Here is a 23133-nt window from a genome sequence, read left to right on the forward strand (position 1 = left end):
TCATCCACCGTGGCTCCGTCGGTCTCCCGGCACGCCGCGAGACCACGAGATCCGAGCTACCAAGAAGGTGTCGAGATGTCCCGACCGCAGGAAGATCCCGCTCTCTCCCCCGGCGCCGGCGTGCCCGCGCGCGTCGCCGCGTACAACACCACGGCGACGGCACTCCCCGAGGGCGCGCTGCACGATCTCTTCGCCGCGCAGGCCGCCCGCACCCCGGACGCCGTCGCCCTCGTCCACGAGGACCGGCGGCTCACCTACCGGCAGTTGGACCACGCGGCGAACGCGCTCGCGCACCGGCTCGTCGCCGCCGGGGTGGGGCCGGGCGACGCGGTCGGCCTCCTCTTCGACCGCTCCTTCGCCTATGTGGTCACCGTCCTCGCCGTGATGAAGAGCGGCGGTGTGTACGTGCCGCTGGACCCCCGCCAGCCCGCCGAGCGGCTCTCCTGGATCCTCGGGAACACCGGGGCCGTCCTGCTGGTGACGGACCGCCCCGCCGGGGACACCGCCTTCGCCGGCGGCCTGACGGCCCTGCGGCTCACGGACACCACCGCCACCGCCGACACCTCGGCCACCCCTCCCGCGGTCACGGTCCACCCCGACCAGCCGCTGTACGTGATGTTCACGTCCGGCTCCAGCGGCACGCCCAAGGGGGTCGTCAACACCCATCGCAACGTGGTGGAGCTGGCCCTCGACCCGGGCTTCGGGGCGTCGGCGCACGAGCGGGTCCTCGCCTACTCGCCGCTGCCCTTCGACTCCTCGACGTACGAGCTGTGGGTCCCGCTGCTGCGCGGCGGGCTGGCCGTCGTGCTCTCCGCGCCGAAGGTCGACATCGGCGAGCTGGGCGAGGCGATCGCCCGACACGGCGTGACCGCCGCCTACTTCACGACCGCGCTGTTCGACGCGATGGCCGGCGAGGCGATCGACGGCCTCGCCCTGCTGCGGGAGATCTGGACCGGCGGCGACGTCCTGTCCGCGACCGCCCTCCAGCGGGTCCTGGACCGCTGCCCCGACACCACCGTCGTGCACGTGTACGGGCCCACCGAGGCCACGGTCTTCTGCAGCTACCAGACCTTCACGCCCGAGGTCCGCACCCTCGACCGCCTGCACCTGGGCGTCCCGATGGCGAACACCGCGCTGTACGTGCTGGACGCCGGACTGCGCCACACCGCGCCCGGCGAGACCGGTGAACTCTACGTCGCGGGACCGCACCTGGCGCAGGGGTACGGCGGGCTGCCGGCCCTGACCGCCGAGCGGTTCACCGCCGACCCGTACGGCCCCGCGGGCACCCGGATGTACCGTACGGGCGACCTGGCGGCCTGGAACGAACACGGCGAGATCGTCTTCCTGGGCCGCGCCGACCAGCAGGTCAAACTGCGCGGCAACCGCATCGAACTCGGCGAGATCGAGACCGTCCTGACCCGCCACCCGTCCGTGGCGCGGGCCGCGGTCGTCGTCCGCGAGGACCGTCCCGGCGACAAGCGCCTGGTGGCGTACGCCGTGCCCGCCGAGGAAGGCGTGCTGGACGCGGCCGAGCTGCTGCGGTACGCGGGCGAGGAGCTCGTCGAGTACATGGTGCCCTCGGCGGTCGTCCCGATGGGGGCGCTGCCGCTGACCCCGAACGGGAAGCTGGACCGGCGCGCGCTCCCCGCGCCCCGGGTCGGCGCGGCGCCGGGCGGGCGGGCCCCGCGCACCCCCGTGGAGGAGGTGCTGTGCGGGCTGTTCGCGCACACGCTCGGTCTGCCGTCGATCGGCGTCGACGACGACTTCTTCGGGATCGGCGGGCACTCGCTGCTGGCGACGCGGCTGGTCAGCCGGGTCCGCACGGCCCTCGGGGCGCAGCTGACCCTGCGCGAGTTCTTCCTCCACCCGACGGTGGCGCTGCTCGCGGAGTACGTCGCCACGGACGGCGGGGGCCCGGCCCGGCCGGCGTTGACGGCCCAGGAGCGTCCCGAGCCGCTGCCGCTCTCGGCGGCGCAGCGGCGGCTCTGGTTCCTCGACCAGTTGGAGGGTCCGTCGGCGACGTACAACATCCCGCTCGCCGTGCGGGTGCGCGGTGAACTGGACCTGGCCGCGCTGGAGTCGGCGTTCACCGACGTGGTGGGCCGGCACGAGAGCCTGCGTACGGTGTTCGGGCAGAGCGGGGGGCCGGACGGCGGGCAGGCGTACCAGCGGGTGCTGCCGGCCGACGGGGTCCGCGTCGGGCTGCCGCTCACCCCGGCGACCGAGGACACGGTGGGCGCGCTGCTCACCGCCGAGTCGGAGCGGGTCTTCGACCTGACGTCCGATCTGCCGTTCCGGGCACGGCTGTTCGCGCTCGGCGAGCGGGAGCACGTCCTGCTGGTGGTGATGCACCACATCGTGTCCGACGGCTGGTCCTACCAGCCGCTCATGCGGGACCTGAGCACCGCCTACACGACCCGCTCGCGCGGTGAGCGCCCGAGTTGGGAGCCGCTGCCGGCCCAGTACGCGGACTACGCGCTGTGGCACCGGGACCTGCTCGGCGACCCGGCGGACGCGGAGAGCGTCGGGGGCCGTCAACTGGACTACTGGAAGCGGACGTTGGCGGACCTCCCGGAGGAGGTCACGCTGCCCGCCGTACGGCAGCGGCCGGCCGCCGCCTCCTACCGGGGCGCCACGCACACCGTGCACTGCCCCGAGGACGTCCACGCGGCGCTGGCGGAGCTGGCGCGAGAGTCGGGTGCCTCGGTGTTCATGGTGGCGCAGGCGGCGGTGTCGGCGCTGCTGTCCCGGTCGGGCGCCGGGCACGACATCCCGCTCGGCTCCCCGATCGCCGGCCGCACCGACCAGGCCCTGGACGACCTCGTCGGCTTCTTCGTCAACACCCTGGTGCTGCGCACGGACCTGTCGGGCGACCCGAGCTTCCGGGAGCTGCTCACCCGGGTCCGAGAGACGGACCTCGCCGCGTGGGCGCACCAGGACCTCCCCTTCGACCGGCTGGTCGAGGCCCTCAACCCCGACCGGTCGGCGGCCAGACACCCGCTGTTCCAGGTGATGCTGACGCTGACGGACGCGGCCACGCCGACGCTCGTCGCCGACGGCCTGGACACGGAGTCGGAGTTCACCTGGCTGCGGTTCGCGAAGTTCGACCTGACGTTCTCGTTCGCCGAGCACCGGTCGGCGGACGGCCGGCCCGGCGGCCTGGACATCACCGTCGAGTACGCCACGGACCTCTACGACGCGCCCACCATCGAGGCGACCGGCGAGCGGCTGGTCCGGCTGCTGGCCGGAGCGGCGGCCGCACCCGATCTGCCGGTCGGGGAGGTGGAGTTGCTCTCCGCGCGGGAGCGGAGGCTGCTCCTGGAGGAGTGGAGCGGGGCGGCGACCGGCGTCCCGGACCGGAACCTCGCGGAGCTGTTCGCCGCGCAGGCCCGGCGGACCCCGGACGCGGTCGCCGTGGTCGCCGGGGACCGTGAACTCACCTACCGCGAGCTGGACGCACGGGCCAACCGGACCGCACGTCGCCTGATCGCCGAGGGGGTACGGCCCGGCAGCCGCGTCGCGCTCCTCCAGGAGCGGTCGCTGACCGCCGTGGTCACCACCCTCGCGGTGGTCAAGGCGGGCGCCACGTACGTCCCCCTGGACACCCGCCACCCGGGTGACCGCATCCAGCTGATCACCGAACAGTCCGCGATCACCCACCTGCTCACCGACCGCGACCCCCGCCACCTCGCCCTGCCGCCCGGCATCACCACCCTGACCACAACGGCCCCCGACGCCGGTGACAGCTCCGACCCCGGCGTGCCGGTCCACCCGGACCAGCCGGTGTACGCCATGTTCACCTCGGGCTCCACGGGAGTCCCCAAGGGTGTCGCGGTCACCCATCGCAACGTCGCCGACCTCGCCGCCCAGACCCGGTTCGCCAACGGCAACCACCACCGCGTCCTCTTCCACTCCGCGATGGCCTTCGACGCCTCCACCTACGAGATGTGGGTCCCCTGGCTCAACGGCGGCACCCTCGTCGTCGCCCCGGCAGGCCACCTCGACACCGCCACGTACCAACGCCTCCTCGCCGAGCACTCCGTCACCGCACTCTGGATGACAGCGGGGCTGTTCCGGGTCATGGCGGAGGAGGCTCCGGAGGCGTTCACGGGGGTACGGGAGGTGTGGGCGGGCGGCGACGTCGTCCCGCCGGAGGCGGTCGGCCGCGTCCATGACCACTGCCCGGACACCACCGTCGTCAACGGCTACGGCCCGACGGAGACCACCACCTTCGCGGCCACCCACCGCATCCACCGCCCGTTGGACCACCCCGGGGCGGTCCCGATCGGTGAACCCCTCGACAACCACCGCCTCTACGTCCTGGACGCCGGACTGCGGCTCGTCCCGCCCGGCACCCCCGGCGAGCTGTACATCGCGGGTACGGGTCTCGCGCAGGGCTACCTCGACCGCCCGGCCCTCACCGCCGACCGCTTCGTCGCCGACCCGTTCGGCCCGCCGGGCACCCGGATGTACCGCACCGGCGACCTCACCCGGTGGAACCACGACGGAGCCCTCGACTACCTCGGCCGCGCCGACCAGCAGGTCAAACTCCGCGGCTTCCGCATCGAACCCGGCGAGATCGAGACCTATCTGACTACGGATCAGAGGGTCGCCCAGGCCACCGTCGTCGTCCGCGAGGACCGCCCCGGCGACAAGCGCCTCGTCGCCTACCTCGTCCCCGCCGACGGCGCCGGCATCGACCTCACCGCGCTGCGCCGCACGATCTCCGGCGCCCTGCCCGACTACATGGTCCCGTCCGCCTTCATGGTCCTGGACGCGATCCCCCTCACCACCAACGGCAAGATCGACCGCCGCGCCCTGCCCGCGCCCGAGCATCACGGCGACACCGACGGGCGCGCGCCCCGCACCCCCGCCGAGGAAGTCCTCTGCGCTCACTTCGCGGCCGTCCTCGGGCTGCCGTCCGTCACCATCGACGACCACTTCTTCCACCTGGGCGGCCACTCCCTCCTCGCCACCCGCCTCATCAGCCGCGTCCGGGAGACCTTCGGGGTCCGGATCACCGTCAAGGACCTCTTCCAGGGCCCGACGGTCGCCGGCCTCGCCGCCTTCGTCGAGGCGGGCGGGGAGAGCGGCGGCACGGCAGCGGCGCGCCCCGCGCTGCGGGAGTCGGTCCGCCCGCGGCGGGTCCCGCTCTCGTCCGCCCAGCAACGCCTGTGGTTCCTGCACCACTTGGAGGGCCCGTCGGCGACGTACAACATCCCGCTCGCCCTGCGCCTCAGGGGGGCGCTCGACCGGGAGGCGCTGCGACTCGCCCTGACCGACGTGGTGGTACGGCACGAGAGCCTGCGCACGCTGTTCGGGACGGCCGACGACACCGCCTACCAGTGGCAGGTGCCGGCGGACGAGGTCCGGGTGGAGCTGCCGGTCACCACCGTGACCGCGGAGAGCCTGGACGCGGCCCTCGGTGCGCAGGCCGCCAGGAGCTTCGACCTCGCGTCCGAACTGCCCTTCCGCGCCTGCCTGTTCGACCTGGGCCAGGAGGACGCGGCGCTGCTGGTCGTGATGCACCACATCGCCTCGGACGGCTGGTCCACCGCCCCGCTCCTGCGTGACCTGACCGCCGCCTACACGGCCCGTACCCAGGGGCAGGCACCCGAGTGGGAGCCGCTGCCGGTGCAGTACGCCGACTACACGCTGTGGCAGCGGGAGCTGCTCGCGGCGGACGGTGAGCGCCAGGCGGAGTTCTGGCGCCACGCGCTGGACGGGCTGCCCGACGAGGCCACCCTGCCGACCGACCGCCCCCGCCCGGCGGTCGCCAGCTACAAGGGCACCACCCACGGGGCGCACGTCCCGGCCGAGCTGCACCGGGCGCTGACCGAACTGGCCAGGGAGACCGGCACCACGCTCTTCATGGTGGCCCAGGCCGCGGTCGCCACCGCCCTGTCCCGGTCGGGCGCGGGCGAGGACATCCCCCTCGGCGCCCCGATCGCGGGCCGTACCGAACAGTCGCTCGACGACCTGGTCGGCTTCTTCGTCAACACCCTGGTGCTGCGGACGGACCTGTCGGGCGACCCGAGCTTCCGTGACCTGCTGGCCCGCGTCCGGGACACCGACCTGGCCGCCTGGGCCCATCAGGACCTCCCCTTCGACCAGTTGGTGGAGGCCCTCAACCCCGAGCGCACCACCGCCAGGCACCCGCTCTTCCAAGTGGTCCTCACCCTCCAGGAAGCGGTCACCCCGGCGCCCGGACTGCCGGGCCTCACCGCCGAGTCGGGCTTCGCGCCGCTGGAGATCTCCAAGTTCGACCTCACCTTCTCCTTCCACGAGCACCGCACGGCGGACGGCCGCCCCGGCGGACTGGACATCCGGGTCGAGTACGCCACCGACCTCTACGACGCCGGAACCGTCGAGGCGGTCACCGACCGGCTGGTACGACTGCTCGGCGCGGCCGTCGAGAACCCCGGACTGCCCGTCGGCGAGCTGGCGTTCATGAGCCCCGGCGATCGTCACCTGCTCCTGGAGGAGTGGCACGGCACGGTCACCCGCGTCCCCGACGGAAACCTCGCGGAGCTGTTCGCCGCGCAGGCCGCCCGCACCCCGGACGCGATCGCCCTCACCGACGGCGGCCGGAACCTGACGTACGCGGAGCTGGACGCCGCCACCAACCGGCTGGGCCACCACCTCATCGGCCTCGGGGTCCGGCAGGAAAGCGTCGTCGCGGTCCTGATGGAGCGCTCGGCCGACCTGCTCGTCGCCCTGCTCGCGGTGGTCAAGGCCGGCGGGGTGTACGCCCCGCTCAACCACGCCGACCCCGCCGGGCGGCTCGACCAGATCGTCGCGGAGACCAGGGCGCCGGTCCTGATCACCGACACCCCCCTGTCCGACCACCCGATCGTGGCCAGGACCACCGCCCACGTCGTCGTGCTCGACGGGACCGGCGCGTTCGACCACCTCCCGGCGACCCCGCCGGCGTACCCGGCCCATCCCGACCAGTGGCTGTACGTCATGTACACCTCGGGTTCGACCGGCCGGCCCAAGGGCGTCGCGGTGACCCACCGCAACGTGGTCGACCTGGCCTTCCAGCGGGTGTTCGCCAACGAGAACCACCGGCGGGTGCTGTTCCACTCGCCGCACACCTTCGACGCGTCGACGTACGAGATGTGGGTGCCGTGGCTGAACGGCGGCACCATCGTGGTCGCACCTCCGGGCCACCTGGATCCGGCGACGCTGGGCGCGCTGCTCAAGGGCGCCGGTCTGACCGGGCTGTGGCTGACGGTGGGCCTGTTCCGGGTCGTGGCCGACGAGGCACCGGAGGCGTTCGCGGGGCTGCGGGAGGTCTGGACCGGCGGGGAGGTCGTCCCGCCGGAGGCCGTACGCCGGGTCATGGAGCGCTGCCCGGGCACCACCGTCTTCAACGTGTACGGGCCCACCGAGACCACCACCTTCGCCACCACCCACCCCGTCCCCCGCCCCCTCGGTCCCGGCGCGCTCCCCATCGGCGGGCCGTTCGACAACCACCGCCTCTACGTCCTCGACCCCGGGCTGCGTCTTGTCCCGCCGGGCACCCCCGGTGAGCTGTACATCGCGGGCGCCGGCGTCGCGCGCGGCTATCTCGGCCGGCCCGGCCTGACGGCGGAGCGCTTCACGGCCGACCCGTACGGTCCCGCGGGCACCCGCATGTACCGCACGGGCGACCTGGTCCGCTGGAACGGACAGGGGGAGATCGAGTATCTCGGCCGCACCGACCAGCAGGTCAAACTGCGCGGCTTCCGCATCGAACTCGGCGAGATCGAGAGTGCCCTGATCGCCCACCGGACGGTGGGCCAGACCACGATCAGCGTCCGCGAGGACCGCCCCGGCGACAAGCGCCTCGTCGCCTACCTCGTCCCCGCGGAGAACGCCACCATCGATGTCACCGCGCTGCGCCGCGAGATCGCGGACGCCGTACCGGAGTACATGGTCCCGTCGGCCTTCGTGGTCCTGGACCGGATCCCTCTCAACACCAACGGCAAGGTGGACCGGGGCGCCCTACCCGCCCCGCAGGTCTCCCAGCTCACGCAGGGAAGAGCGCCGCGCACCCCGCGGGAAGAGGTGCTCTGCGGTCTGTTCGCAGCCGTCCTCGGGCTGCCGTCCGTCACCATCGACGACCACTTCTTCCGGAGCGGCGGGCACTCCCTGCTGGGCACCCGGCTCATCAGCCGCATCCGGCAGGTGTTCGGCGTCCAGCTCGGCGTCAAGGACCTCTTCCAGCATCCGACGGTGGCCGCCCTCTCGGAGCAGGTCACGGCGGGCAACGGCGAACTGCCGCGCCCGGCGCTGACGAGCGGGGAGCGCCCCGGGCTGATCCCGCTCTCGTCCGCCCAGCAGCGCCTGTGGTTCCTGGACCAGATGGAAGGCCCCTCCCCCACCTACAACATCCCGCTCGCGCTGCGCCTCACCGGACCGCTCGACCACGAGGCCCTGCGGCTGGCCCTCACCGACCTCACCACCCGCCACGAGGCCCTGCGCACGGTCTTCCCCACCCATGAGGGCCGCCCCCACCAGCAGGTGCTTCCGCCGGCCCCGGTCGGCCTGCCGCCGACCTCGACCACGGAGGAGGCGCTGCCGGCGCTCCTCGCCGAGCTGTCCGCACGCACCTTCGACCTCGCCACCGAGCCCCCCGTCCGCTCCCACCTCCTCGCCCTCGGCGAGCGGGAACACGTCCTGCTCGTCGTCATCCACCACATCGCCTCGGACGGTTGGTCGAACGGACCGCTCTTCGAGGACCTCACCACGTCCTACACGGCCCGTACGGACGGCAGGGCGCCGGACTGGGAGCCGCTCCCCGTCCAGTACGCCGACTACAGCCTCTGGCAGCAGCGGCTCCTGGAGGGCGACGAGGAGCGTCAACTCGACCACTGGCGGCAGACGTTGGCCGACCTCCCGGAGGAGGCGACCCTCCCCACCGACCACGCCAGGCCCGCCACCGCGTCCAACCGGGGCACCACGCACACCGTGCACTGCCCCGCCGACCTGCACGGCTCGCTCGTCTCACTGGCCCAGGACACCGGCAGCACTCTCTTCATGGTGGCCCAGGCCGCCGTCGCCACCCTCCTCTCCCGGTCCGGCGCCGGACACGACATCCCCCTCGGCTCCCCCGTCGCCGGCCGGACCGACCAGAAGCTCGACGGTCTGATCGGGTTCTTCGTCAACACCCTGGTGCTGCGGACGGATCTGACGGGTGACCCGAGCTTCCGCGACCTGCTGGCCCGCGTCCGGGAGACCGACCTCGCGGCCTGGGCGCACCAGGACCTCCCCTTCGACCGCCTCGTCGAGGCACTCAACCCCGAACGCACCACCGCCCGGCACCCCTTGTTCCAGGTCATGCTGACCGTCGGCGACACCACCACCGAGGCGCCCCGGCTGCCCGGGCTGGAGGCGGCGTACGAGTACTCGGCGGTGCGGATCGCCAAGTTCGACCTGACGTTCGGCTTCGAGGAGCACCGTACGGACGACGGCCAGCCCGCCGGTCTGGACATCACCGTCGAGTACGCCACCGACCTCTACGACCCCCGGACCGTCGAAGCCACCGCGGAACGCCTCGTCCGGCTCCTCACCGGAGCCGTCACCACCCCCGATCTCCCCGTCGGCGAGCTGGAGTTGCTCTCGGCGAGCGAGCGCGGGCTCCTCCTGGAGGAGTGGCACGGCCCGGTGACCGAGGTGCCGGGCCGGAACCTGGCGGGGCTCTTCGCCGCGCAGGCCCGGCGCACCCCGGACGCGGTCGCCGTCGTCGCCGAGGGCCGTGAACTCACCTACCGCGAGCTGGACGCGCTCGCCAACCGGACGGCCCACCACCTGATCGCCGAAGGGGTACGGCCCGGCAGCCGCGTGGCCCTCCTCCAGGAGCGGTCGCTGACCGCCGTGGTCACCACCCTCGCGGTGGTCAAGGCGGGCGCCACCTACATCCCGCTCGACACCCGTTACCCCGCCGACCGCATCCAGCTCATCACCGAACAGTCCGCCCTCACCCACCTCCTCACCGACCGCGACCCGGGCCATCTCACCCTCCCGGCCGGCATCAGCACCCTGACCACCGTGACCCCCGGGGCGGGCGACAGCTCCGACCCGGCCGTGCCGGTCCACCCCGACCAGCCGGTGTACGCCATGTTCACCTCGGGCTCGACCGGCGTCCCCAAGGGCGTCGCGGTCACCCACCGCAACGTCGCCGACCTCGCCGCCCAGACCCGGTTCGCCAACGGCAACCACCACCGCGTCCTGTTCCACTCGCCGATGGCCTTCGACGCCTCGACGTACGAGATGTGGGTCCCCTGGCTGAACGGCGGCACCCTCGTCGTCGCCCCCGCGGGGCACCTCGACACCGCCACGTACCAACGCCTCGTCACCGAGCACTCCATCACCGGCCTCTGGCTCACCACGGGTCTCTTCCGCCTCATCGCCGAGGAGGCACCGGAAGCCGTCGCGGGGGTGAGGGAGGTGTGGACCGGCGGGGACGTCGTGCCGCCGGAGGCCGTACGCCGGGTCATGGACCGCTGCCCGGGCACCACCGTCTTCAACGCCTACGGCCCCACCGAGACGACGACCTTCGCCACCACCCACCCCATCCCCCGCGCCCTCGACCCCGCCGCCGGCGCCCTGCCCATCGGCGGCCCGCTCGACAACCACCGCCTCTACGTGCTCGACGACCACCTCCGTCTCGTCCCGCCGGGCGCGCCGGGCGAGCTGTACATCGCGGGTACGGGTCTCGCGCAGGGCTACCTCGACCGGCCCGCGCTCACCGCCGACCGCTTCGTCGCCGACCCGTACGGCCCGCCGGGGTCCCGCATGTACCGCACCGGCGACCTCACCCGCTGGAACCACGACGGAGCCCTCGACTACCTCGGCCGCGCCGACCAGCAGGTCAAACTCCGCGGCTTCCGCATCGAACCCGGCGAGATCGAGGCCGTGCTCACCGGCCGGCCCGGGGTCGCGCAGGCCCTCGTGGCCGTCCGGGAGGACCAGCCCGGCGACAAGCGCCTGGTCGCCTACCTCACGGCGGAGGACGGGGCGCGCCTGGACACCGAGGACGTACGGCGGCAGACGGCCGGGCTGCTGCCCGAGTACATGGTCCCGTCCGCGTTCGTGGTCCTGGACGAGATCCCCCTGACCGTCAACGGAAAGATCGACCGGCGCGCCCTGCCCGCCCCCGGGATCGCCCCCACCACCGGGCGCGCCCCGCGCACGGTCAGGGAAGAGGTCCTGTGCGGCCTCTTCGCGGAGGTCCTCGGACTGCCGTCGGTCACCATCGACGACCACTTCTTCCACCTGGGCGGCCACTCCCTGCTCGCCACCCGCCTCGTCGGCCGGATCCGCTCCGTCCTCGGGGTCGGGGTCTCCGTGGCGACGCTGTTCAAGAACCCGATCGTGGCAACGCTCGTCGAGAAGCTCGACGGCGCCGAGGCCGCAAGGCCCACACTGCGGCCGATGCGCCGGATGGGAGCGACCAAGTGATTCCGTTGTCCTTCGCCCAGCAGCGGCTGTGGTTCATCGCCCAGATGGAAGGGCCTTCGACCACCTACAACATCCCGCTGACCGTGCGCCTCGGCGGCGCGCTCGACCGCGACGCGCTCCGGTCGGCGCTCCTGGACGTGATCGGCAGGCACGAGAGCCTGCGCACGCTCTTCCCCGACCAGGACGGCACGCCTTTCCAGCAGATCCTCGCCGAGGAGGAGGTGGACCTCCCGCTGCCGGTGATCCCCGCCGACGAGCTGAGCCTGCCGGCGGTCCTCGCCGAGGAGTCCGCGCAGGTCTTCCACCTGGCGGTGGACCTGCCGATCCGGGCCCGGCTGATCGCGCTCGGCGAGCGGGAGCACGTCCTGCTCGTCGTGATGCACCACATCGTGTCGGACGGCGGTTCGACCGGGCCGCTGCTCAGGGACCTGGCCGCCGCCTACGGCGCCCGCGCCGCCGAGGGGCGGGTCCCGGACTGGGAGCCGCTGCCGGTGCAGTACGCCGACTACACCCTGTGGCAGCAGGAGCTGCTCGGCGAGGGCGACGACCCGGCGAGCACCGGGGCCCGCCAACTGGGCTTCTGGCGCGAGACGTTGGCGGACCTGCCGGAGGAGGCCACCCTGCCGGCCGACCGGCCGCGCCCGGCCGCCGCCTCGTACGGGGGCGCCACCTGTGACGCCCACCTGCCCGCGGACCTCCACACCGCGCTGACGCACCTGGCGCGGGAGTCGGGCGCCACGGTGTTCATGGCGGCCCAGGCCGCCGTCGCGACGGCCCTGTCCCGCTCGGGCGCGGGACTCGACATCCCCGTCGGGTCCCCGGTCTCGGGGCGCGTCGACGAGGCGCTGGACGACCTGGTCGGCTTCTTCGTCAACACCCTGGTGCTGCGGACGGACCTGTCGGGCGACCCGAGCTTCCGGGAGCTGCTCAAGCGGGTCCGGGCGACGGACCTGGCGGCGTGGGACAACCAGGACCTGCCCTTCGACCGGCTGGTCGAGGTGCTGAACCCGGAGCGCTCCGCCTCCCGGCACCCGCTCTTCCAGGTGATGCTGACGATGGGCGAGGCCGGTTCGGACGCGCTCGGGTTCCCCGGGCTGGACGCCAGGACCGAGTACAGCGCCCTCCAGATCGCCAAGTTCGACCTGACCTTCGGCTTCGCCGAGCACCGCACCCGCGACGGCCGCCCCAACGGCCTGGACATCACCATCGAGTACGCCACCGACCTGTACGACGCCCGGACGATCGACGCGCTGATGGCGAGGCTGTGCCGGCTCCTGGAGGCGGTGCTCACCTCGCCCGACACCCCGGTGTCCGTGCTGGACCTGCTGGGTGAGCACGAGCGGCGGCTGCTCCTGGAGGAGCGGGCCGGCGCGGTCACCGGTTCGGCCGGCCTGAGCGTCGCGGAGCTGTTCGCCGAGCAGGCGGCCCGCACCCCGGACGCGATCGCGCTGGTGGACGAGGCCCACGACCTGACGTACGCGGAACTCGACGCGGACACCAACCGGTTGGCGCACCACCTGATCGACCTGGGCGTCCGGCGCGACGACGTGGTCGCCGTCCTGATGGAGCGCTCGACGGACCTGCTCACCGCGCTGCTCGCGGTGGCCAAGGCGGGCGCCGTGTACGCGCCGCTGAACACCACGGACCCGGACAGCCGGCTGGTCCGGATCCTCGCCGACACCGGGGCGCCCGTCCTGCTCACCGACGAGGCCCTCGCCGGCCACCCGGTGGTCCTGGAGACCGACGCGCGGGTGGTCGTCCTGGACGGCGCCACCGGCCTCGGCCACCTGCCGGCCACGCCTCCGGCGCACACCATCCACCCCGACCAGCCGCTCTACGCCATGTTCACCTCGGGCTCCACGGGCGTCCCCAAGGGCGTGGCGGTCACCCACCGCAACGTCGCGGACCTCGCCGCCCAGACGATGTACGCGAACGGCAACCACCGACGGGTGCTGTTCCACTCGCCGGCCGCGTTCGACGCGTCGACGTACGAGATCTGGGTGCCGTGGCTGAACGGCGGCACGGTGGTCGTCGCGCCCCCGGGGCACCTCGACCCGCCCGCGTACCGGCGGCTGCTCACCGAACACCGCGTGACCGGGCTGTGGTTGACGGCCGGGCTGTTCCGCCTGATGGCGGAGGAGGCTCCGGAGACCTTCGCGGGGGTACGGGAGGTGTGGGCGGGCGGCGACGTCGTCCCGCCGGAGGCCGTCCGCCGCGTCCACGAGCACTGCCCGGACACGATGGTCGTCAACGGCTACGGGCCCACCGAGACCACGACCTTCGCCACCACCCACCGCATCCACCGCCCCTTGGACCACCCCGGGGCGGTCCCGATCGGCGAACCGCTCGACAACCACCGCCTCTACGTCCTGGACGACCACCTCCAGTTGGCCGCGCCGGGCGCGCCGGGCGAGCTGTACATCGCCGGTACGGGTCTCGCGCAGGGCTATCTCCACCGCCCCGCGCTGACGGCGGAACGCTTCACGGCCGATCCGTACGGGCCGGCGGGGTCGCGGATGTACCGCACCGGCGACCTGGCGCGCTGGAACCACCAGGGCTCGCTGGAGTACCTGGGCCGCGCCGACCAGCAGGTCAAGCTGCGGGGCTTCCGCATCGAACCCGGCGAGATCGAGAGCGCCCTGACGCGCCTTCGGGCGGTCGGCCAGGCGACGGTCGCCGTCCGCGAGGACCGCCCCGGTGACAAGCGCCTCGTCGCCTACCTCGTCGCCGCCGACGGCGCCGCCCTCGACACCGAGGCGGTGCACCGGGAGATCTCCGGGGCGCTCCCGGAGTACATGGTCCCGTCCGCCTTCGTGGTCCTGGACGCGATCCCCCTCACCGCCAACGGCAAGATCGACCGCAGGGCCCTGCCCGCCCCCCAGGAGACGGGCGGCACCGACGGCCGTCCGCCCAGGACCCCGGCCGAGGAAGTCCTCTGCGGTCTCTTCGCGGCGACCCTCGGGCTGCCCTCGGTCACCATCGACGACCACTTCTTCCGGCGCGGCGGCCACTCCCTGCTCGCCACCCGCCTCATCAGCCGCATCCGGGCCGTGTGGGACACCGGCATCACCATCCGGGACCTGTTCCAGTACGCGACCGTCGCCCAGCTCGCCGAGCGGATCGCCGCCGAGGGCGGTGACGAACGGCGGCCTGCGCTCGCGCCCGGGGAGCGCCCGGAGCTGATCCCGCTGTCCTCGGCGCAGCAACGGCTGTGGTTCCTGGACCAGATGGAGGGTCCGTCCGCGACGTACCACATCCCGCTGGCGCTGCGTCTGACCGGGCCGCTCGACCAGGAGGCCCTGCGGCTCGCGCTCACGGACCTCACCGCCCGCCACGAAACGCTGCGGACGGTCTTCCCCACCCACGAGGGCGTCCCGCACCAGCACGTCCTTCCCCCGGTCGCCGCCGGCCTCCCGCTAGTCCCGGCCACCGAGGAGTCGCTGCCCGCGCTCCTGGCCGAGGAGGCCGGCCGTACCTTCGACCTGGCCGCCGAACTCCCCTACCGGGCTTCGCTGTGGGGCCTGGGCGCCGAGGAGCACGTGCTGCTGCTGGTGGTCCACCACATCGCCTCGGACGGCTGGTCGAACGGGCCGCTCTTCCAGGACCTCGCCACGTCCTACGCCGCCAGGTCCGAGGGCCTGGCGCCGGAGTGGGAGCCGCTCCCGGTCCAGTACGCCGACTACACGCTCTGGCAGCAGCGGCTGCTGGAGAGCGACGAGGAGCGTCAACTCGACCACTGGCGGCAGACGTTGGCCGACCTTCCCGAGGAGGCGACCCTCCCCACCGACCACGCCCGCCCCGCGACCGCCTCCAACCAGGGCCGTACGCATGTCGTGCACTGCCCCGCCGCGCTGCACACCGGCCTGCTGGCGCTGGCGCAGGACACCGGCAGCACCCTGTTCATGGTGGCCCAGGCCGCCGTCGCCACCCTCCTGTCCCGGTCCGGCGCCGGACACGACATCCCCCTCGGCTCCCCCGTCGCGGGACGCACCGACCAGAAGCTCGACCAGCTCGTCGGCTTCTTCGTCAACACCCTCGTCCTGCGCACCGACCTGACCGGCGACCCCACCTTCCGCGACCTCCTGGCCCGCGTCCGGGACACCGACCTCGCCGCCTGGGCGCACCAGGACCTCCCCTTCGACCGCCTCGTCGAAGCACTCAACCCCGAACGCACCACCGCCCGGCACCCTCTCTTCCAGGTCATGCTGACCGTCGGAGACACGAGCGGCGAGGCGCCCCGACTGGCCGGTCTGGAGAGCGAGTTCGCGTTCCCGCCGGTGTCCGTCGCGAAGTTCGACCTCACCTTCGCGTTCGCCGAGCGCCGCACGGCGGACGGCTCCCCCGACGGGCTCGACATCCTGGTCGAGTACGCCACCGACCTCTACGACCCCCGGACCGTCGAGGCCACCGCGGAGCGCCTCGTCCGGCTCCTCACCGGAGCCGTCACCACCCCCGATCTGCCCGTCGGCGAGCTGGAGTTGCTCTCCGGGGAGGAGCGGGCGCGGGTCCTGGAGTGGAGCGGGCCGCCGTCCGCCGCGCCCGGTCTCGGGCTCGACGGGCTCTTCGCGGGCCAGGCCGCCCGCACCCCCGACGCGGTGGCGCTGGTGCACGAGGAGCAGCGGGTCACGTACCAGGAGCTGGACGTCTGGTCCAACCGCCTGGCCCGGCACCTGACCGCGCGCGGGGTCACCCCGGGCAGCATCGTCGCCGTCCACCTGGAGCGCTCGCCGCAGCTGATCGCGGCGCTGCTCGCCGCCCTCAAGGCCGGGGCCGGCTACACCCTGCTGGACCCGCAGTTCCCGGCGGACCGGCTCACCACCGTGCTCGGCCAGACCGGTCCGTCCGCGCTGGTCACGCAGAGCCACCTGGTGGCCCTGGAGACGACGGCCGCCCTGGTCGACCTGACCACCGACACCCCGGCGATCAGCGCGCTGCCGGGGACGCCGGTGGAGACCGGCGGGCACCCGGAGTCCGTGGCCTGCGTGATGTTCACCTCCGGCTCGACCGGCGTCCCCAAGGGCGTCGCGGCCTCGCACCGGGCGCTGGCGGCCACCTTCATGGGCCCCGACTACCTGAACTTCGGCCCGGAGCAGACGTACCTCCAGAGCTCGCCGGTGTCCTGGGACGCCTTCGCCCTGGAGGTCTTCGGACCGCTGCTCCACGGTGGGGTCTGCGTCCTCCAGCCCGGCCAGCACACCGACCCGCACCAGATCGCGGAGCTGGTGGAGCGGCACCGGATCACCACCCTCCAGATGTCGGCGAGCCTGTTCAACCACATGCTGGACGAGCACCCGGCGGTTTTCTCCCGGCTCCGGGAGGCGATGACCGCGGGCGAGAGCGCCTCGCCGGCGCACACCGCCAAGGCGCTCGCCGACCACCCTCACCTGCACCTGGTCAACGGGTACGGGCCGGCCGAGAGCATGGGCTTCACCACCGCCCACCTCATCGGCGGGCCGGCCGCCGCCGTCCCGATCGGCCGGCCGGTCGCGGGCAAGCACGCGTACGTCCTGGACGAGAACCTCCGCCTGCTGCCGCCGGGGGTGCCCGGGGAGCTGTACGTCGCCGGGCACGGACTCGCCCAGGGCTACATCGGGCAACCGTGGCTGAGCGCGCAGCGGTTCGTCGCCGACCCGCACGGCGCGCCGGGCGCGCGGATGTACCGCACCGGCGACCTGGCGCGGTGGAGCCAGGACGGGGCGCTGGAGTACTTCGGGCGGGCGGACCAGCAGATCAAGCTGCGGGGCTTCCGCATCGAGCCGGGCGAGATCGAGTCGGCGCTGCTGCGGCACGCCTCGGTCGCGCAGGCGGCGGTGCTGATCCGCGAGGACCGGCCGGGCGACAAGCGCCTGGTGGCGTACGTGGTGGCCGCCGAGGGCCACACCCCGGACCTGCCCGGGCTGCGGCGGCACGCGGGGGCGGCGCTGCCCGAGTACATGGTGCCGGCCGCGATCGTGCCCCTGGACGCGCTGCCGCTGACGGTGAACGGCAAGCTGGACCGGCGGGCGCTGCCCGCGCCGCGCGCGGCGGACACGGCCGGGGGCCGGGCGCCGCGTACCCCGGCCGAGGAAGTGCTGTGCGGGCTGTTCGCGGCGACCCTGGGGGTGCCGTCGGTCACCATCGACGACCACTTCTTCCAGTTGGGCGGCCACTCGCTGCTCGCGACCCGGCTGATCGGCCGGATCCGGGCGATCTGGGACACCCACGTCACCATCAGGGACCTGTTCCAGTACCCGACGCCGGTGCTGCTCGCCGAGCACATCGGCGGCGACGGGGGCGGCAACCCGCTGGAGACGGTGCTGCCGATCCGGGCCGCGTCCGGCCCGGGCGCGCCGGCCCCGCTGTTCTGCGTGCACCCGATCTCCGGGATGAGCTGGTCGTACGCCGGGCTCCTGCGGCACCTCGGCGACGGGCGGCCGCTGATCGGGCTCCAGGCCCGGGAGCTGACCCGGCCGTCGGAGCGGCCGGCCGGGGTGGAGGAGATGGCGGACGGGTACGTGGCCGAGATCCGCGCGGTCCAGCCGCACGGCCCGTACCACCTGCTCGGGTGGTCGTTCGGCGGCCTGGTGGCGCACGCGGTCGCGGCCCGTCTCGAGGAGCTGGGCGAGGAGGTGGCGCTGCTCGCGCTCCTGGACTCGTACCCGCTGCCGGACGGCTTCGTACCGCCCGCGATCACCGGCCGGGAGGTGCTGACGGCGCTGCTCGGCGGGCGCGGCGCCGAGCTGGACGTGCAGTGCGCCGGGACCGCGCCCGACGCGGCGGAGCTGGCGGCGGTGCTGCGCGCGGAGGACCCGGTCCTGGGCGCGCTGGAGCCGGCGCAGGCCGCCGCGGTGGTGGAGGCGACGGCCGGGAACCTGGAGATGCGCTACCGGTACGTCCCCGCGCGGCGGTTCGGCGGCGACATGGTGTTCTTCAACGCGGCCCGTACGCCGGCCGCGGCGACCGGCGCCCGGTCCTGGGCACCCCATGTCCTCGGCCACGTCGAGGAGCACGACGTGGACTGCGCGCACTGGGACATGACGGGCGCGGAACCACTGCGCGAGATAGGAAAGGTGCTGGCCGAGGAGCTGCGGGGGGTGCGTCACTGATCTCTTCGCCGGCTGTCCCGCGGATCACCGGACGGCCCCCCGGCCCGCAGCGCTTCGCCCCGCCGGACGAGATCCGGCGGGGCGAAGCCCTGTTGCGCACGTTCATGTCGTAGGCGAGTCTCAGGCCACGCAGACCAGCAGGCTGTAGACGGGAGTCCAGTTGGCGGTGGTGTCCTGGGAGGGGGCGTTCGGTGTGGTGTAGATCCGGTTGCCGCCGCTGCCGAACATCGCCACCTTCTTCCTGGTGCCGGTCAGATTGTTGTACCACCAGCCGCCCCCGGACCACGAGATGCCCGTGCTGCCGCAGCCCCAGGAGAGTCCGTACCCGGCCTGGGAGCTGTAGCCGCAGAACTGTCCGGAAGCACAGGACGCCGCCAGCTGCGCCTGCGACTTCACCCCGCGCAGCATGGTCACACCATTGCCGAGGTCGATCCGTTCCACGCCGGAACGGACCTCCTGCGTTCCACCCGAGTCGGTGCTGGCGTTGGCTCCGCCGACGGTGAGGGTCACCGCCAGCAACGACATCGCGAGAGCCGATACCGTCGTGCGTATCCTGCGCATGTTCATCCCCTTTTTCTTTGGTGTTCCCACCGGTGGTGCAACCCTGGCCGCCTGGCTGGGGGCATACCTTGGACCGACCTTGAATCCCCTGGTGAGCAAGGGCGCCCGGTGGCTAACGTGAGCGAGGGGGGAAGGGGGCAGGGAATGGCAATGGAGTTCGGACTGCTCGGAACGATCGAGGCGCGTCTGGACGGCCGTTCGGCGGACATGGGGCACATGCGGCAGCGCCGCGTGCTGGCCGTGCTGCTCCTGGACGTCAACCGGGAAGTCGCCGTGGACGCGCTGATCGGGCGGGTGTGGGGGGATCACGCGCCGCAACGGGTCAAGGGAACCCTGTACGGATACCTGTCCCGGCTGCGCGGGGGCCTGGTGGACGCCCCGGAAGTGACCATCTCCCGGCGTCCTGGGGGCTACGTACTGGAAGCGGATCCGCTGTCCGTGGATCTTCACCTGTTCCGGGACCTGGTCGGCCGGGCCCGTACGGCCGACGACGCGCAGGCGGCGCCTCTGATGCGGGAGGCGCTCGAACTGTGGCGGGGCGAGCCGTTCACCGGCGTGGACACCCCGTGGTTCAACGACCTGCGGCAAGCTCTGGAACGCGAGCGATTCTCGGCGGACGCGCACTACGTCGACATCCGATTACGTGCCGGACAGCACGGCGAGCTGCTGCCCGGGCTCACGACACTTGCCGACGCCCACCCGCTGGACGAGCGACTGACCGCCCAGATCATGCTCGCCCTGTACCGGGCCGGGCGTACCGCCGACGCCCTCAACTGCTATCAGGCCATCCGCCGGCGACTGGCGTATGAGCTGGGGGCCGACCCGGGAAGGCCGCTGCGCGATCTTCACCAGCGGATCCTGGCCGACGACCCCGCACTGGCCCTTCCCCGGGCGGCGCCTCCGCGGAGTCGTCCCGCGGAAACGACGACCAGGTCGCCATCGCCCCGGCAGCTGCCGGCTCCGCCGGCCCACTTCATCGGCCGCGACGCCGAACTCGCCGTCCTGGACAAGGCGCTCACCACCAGGACGAACCTGCGGACCACCATGCCGCTGGCCGTGATCTGCGGCACCGGCGGAATCGGGAAGACCTCGCTCGCGCTGCACTGGGCCCACGGCCGCAACGAGTACTTTCCCGATGGCCAACTCTTCGCGGACCTGAGGGGGTTCACCCCCTCAGGAGAACCCGTGGACCCTTTCACGGTGATTCGCGGATTCCTCGAGGCCCTCGGCGTCGCTCCCGGGCTCATACCGGTCACCCCCAACGCCCAGGCGGCCCTGTACCGCAGCCTCCTGACGGACCGCCACATGCTCGTGGTCCTGGACAACACCTCGAACACCGAGCAGATCCTGCCGCTGTTGCCGGGCACGCCCACCTGCACCGTCCTGATCACCAGCCGCGACCAGCTCACCGGACTGACCGCCTCGCACCAGGTCGCCCACCTGACGGTCAACGGCTTCGACCCCACCACGGCACGGCAGTTACTGGCCGGCCGACTGGGCGCCGAACGCGTCGCCGCGGAACCCGCCGCCGCCACCGCCCTGGTGGACCAGTGCGCCGGTCTTCCCCTCGCGCTGAGCGTCCTGGCCGCACGCGTCACCACCAACCCGGTCTGCACCCTGACCGCCCTGACCGAGGAGCTGCGCGAGAGCAGCACCCGCCTCGATGCCCTGGGAACGGGGGAGAGCGCCACCGACGTACGCACCGTCATCTCCTCGTCGTACCGCGCCCTCGCCCCGGAGGCCGCCCAGGTTTTCCGCCAGCTCGTACAGGCCCCCGGCCCCGACATCGGCCGGCCCGCCGCGACCAGCCTCACCGGGCTCGCTCCCGCGCGCACGCATACCGCGCTGGAACGGCTCCGGGCCTCCCACCTCATCCAGGAGCACTCCCCCGGCCGGTTCAGCTGCCACGACCTGCTGCGTACCTACGCCGTCGAGGTCGTCAGCTCCGCAGGCGGCGCGGAGGGCCGGGCCACGCGTATCCGGGTTCTCGATCACTACTTGCACACCGCCTGGTCTGCCGACCGGCTCCTGCACCCGCATCGGGACCCCATCGGCCTGTCGCGGGCGGCCGACGGTGTGCGCCCGGAGGCTCTGGCCACCCACGAGCAGGCGATGGCCTGGTTCGCGCGGGAACACCCCGCACTCGTCACGGCGGTGAACGAGGCCGCGCGGCACGGGCACGACGTCCACGCCTGGCAACTGGCCTGGTCCCTGTCGACCTTCCTGACCCGGCGCGGACAGTGGAGCGACGTCGCCCGCGTCCACACCACAGCGCTGACGGCCGCGGCCCGGCTCGGTGACACGGCCGCCCGGGCCGAGTCCCTCCGCGCACTCGCCTGGGAACGCATCGAGGCAGGCGATCACGACTCGGCCCAGGAGCACCTGACCCGGGCTCTGTCCTTGGCCGAGGACGCTGGTCAGGCACTGTCCGAGGCCCACACCCGCCTGGCCCTCGGCTGGCTCCACGAACACACGGGCGACCGGGCGGCGGCCTTGCGCCACGACAACCAGGCGCTTCGCCTGTTCCGACAACTCGGCCACCCGGCCGGCCTGGCACGCGCGCTGAACGCGGTGGCGTGGGACCACCTGCAGCAGGGCGACCACCGACAGGCCGTGGCCCACTGCGAACAGGCCATGACCATCCAGGAGGAGCTCGGCGACCTGCGAGGACAGTCCGACACCCTGGACACCCTCGGGCACGCCCACCAGCAGCTCGGAGAGCACTCCTTGGCCCTCACGTGCCACCGGCGCGGCCTGGCGCTCCACCGCGTCCTGGGACACCGCTCCAACGAGGCCGAGACTCTCGTACACCTCGGAGAGACACACCGGGCCATGGGCGAACGGGACACCGCCAGAAGAACCCTGGAGCAGGCTCTGGACATCTACCGGGACATCGAGGCCCACCCGTCGCGCCAGGAACGGGCCCGCGCGCTGCTCGACGCACTGGGCAGGGACGACACCACCGCACGGTGACCGCGGGTGCCTCCGCACGCGCCCGCGGGGGTGGTGCGGCCAATTGCCCTCGGGCTGCCGCTCCTTGTGCCGGGCGGCGGGTTCCGGCCTGCATAGCGTGAAGTCATCCGCAGGTCACGGCTTCACCGGCAACAGAAAGTCAAGGAAATGGTGGATCATTCCGACTGGCGTGTCGGGGTAGCTTCGGCCCCCGTCCATCATGGCGAGATCCTGCAAGGTGTGTTCACCGGTGACGGTGGGCTCACCCGCGGTCTGGTCACTCTGCCCTGCACCATCCACGCGACCCGCGCGACCTTCATCCCCGCCCCCGGCGCCGAGGTCACCGTCACGCCGGAGTGGAAGGGCAAGGCGCGGCGCGCGGCCGAACTCGCCGTGCGGGCCGTCACCCCGGCGGACGCCGGGCCGGTGGGCGGTCATCTGGAACTGACCGGGGACGTGCCGCTGTGCCGGGGGTTCGGCTCGTCGACGAGCGATGTCCTCGCGGCCATCTGGGCCGTCAAGGACGCGTTCACCAGTCCGCTGCCGCCGCAGGACGTGGCCCGGATCGCGGTACGCGCGGAGACCGCGTCGGACTCCTTGATGTTCGAGGAGTCGACCGTGCTCTTCGCGCAGCGCGAGGGCACGGTGATCGAGGACTTCGGCTACCGGATGCCGGAACTGCGGGTCCTCGGCTTCGGGGCCCGGCCGGAGAACGGCGGCCGGGGCGTGGACACGCTGGCGTTCACGCCGGCCCGGTACGACCAGGACGAGATCGGCCTGTTCACCCGGCTCCAGGCGATGCTCCGGGAGGCGATCCAGATGAAGGACGTCGCCCTGCTCGGGTCGGTGGCGACGGCCAGTACGGAGATCAACCAGCGTCATCTGCCCATCCCCAAGCTGGACCTGATCCGGAACGTCGCACGGGCCTCCGGGGCGCTCGGGGTGCAGGCGGCGCACAGCGGCGACATCGCGGGGCTGCTCTTCGACCGGGACGACCCCGAGGTCGAGGAGCGGACCGGTCTGGCACAGCGCCTCCTGCAAGAGCTCGGAATCCACGAGCAGTGGAACTACACAACGGGTGACTGAC

The 23133-nt window shown here is 73.0% G+C and carries 5 protein-coding genes; 4 read left to right on the plus strand and 1 reads right to left on the minus strand.

The window, feature by feature from the left end:
• Positions 1–75: 75 nt before the first annotated feature.
• Positions 76–11448: a non-ribosomal peptide synthetase gene (locus HA039_RS02630; RefSeq protein WP_167023133.1), complete on the plus strand. Its 11373-nt coding sequence runs from the start codon at positions 76–78 to the stop codon at positions 11446–11448.
• Positions 11445–18533: an amino acid adenylation domain-containing protein gene (locus HA039_RS02635; RefSeq protein ID WP_167023138.1), complete on the plus strand. Its 7089-nt coding sequence runs from the start codon at positions 11445–11447 to the stop codon at positions 18531–18533. The genes HA039_RS02630 and HA039_RS02635 overlap by 4 nt, the downstream gene beginning before the upstream one ends.
• Before the next feature lie 120 nt (positions 18534–18653).
• On the opposite strand, the gene HA039_RS02640 is transcribed toward HA039_RS02635, so the two are convergent.
• Complete coding sequence (locus HA039_RS02640) at positions 18654–19094, minus strand: hypothetical protein (protein ID WP_167023141.1); 441 nt, start codon at positions 19092–19094, stop codon at positions 18654–18656.
• Between the two features lie 144 nt (positions 19095–19238).
• Here HA039_RS02640 and HA039_RS02645 point away from each other — a divergent pair, with 144 nt between their 5' ends.
• Positions 19239–22067, plus strand: a complete 2829-nt coding sequence (locus HA039_RS02645; RefSeq protein WP_167023144.1) for an AfsR/SARP family transcriptional regulator — start codon at positions 19239–19241, stop codon at positions 22065–22067.
• Between the two features lie 219 nt (positions 22068–22286).
• Complete coding sequence (locus HA039_RS02650) at positions 22287–23132, plus strand: GHMP family kinase ATP-binding protein (RefSeq protein WP_243869063.1); 846 nt, start codon at positions 22287–22289, stop codon at positions 23130–23132.
• Position 23133 lies beyond the last annotated feature (1 nt).

The sequence above is a fragment of the Streptomyces liangshanensis genome (genome assembly GCF_011694815.1).
Classification (GTDB): Bacteria; Actinomycetota; Actinomycetes; order Streptomycetales; family Streptomycetaceae; genus Streptomyces; species Streptomyces liangshanensis.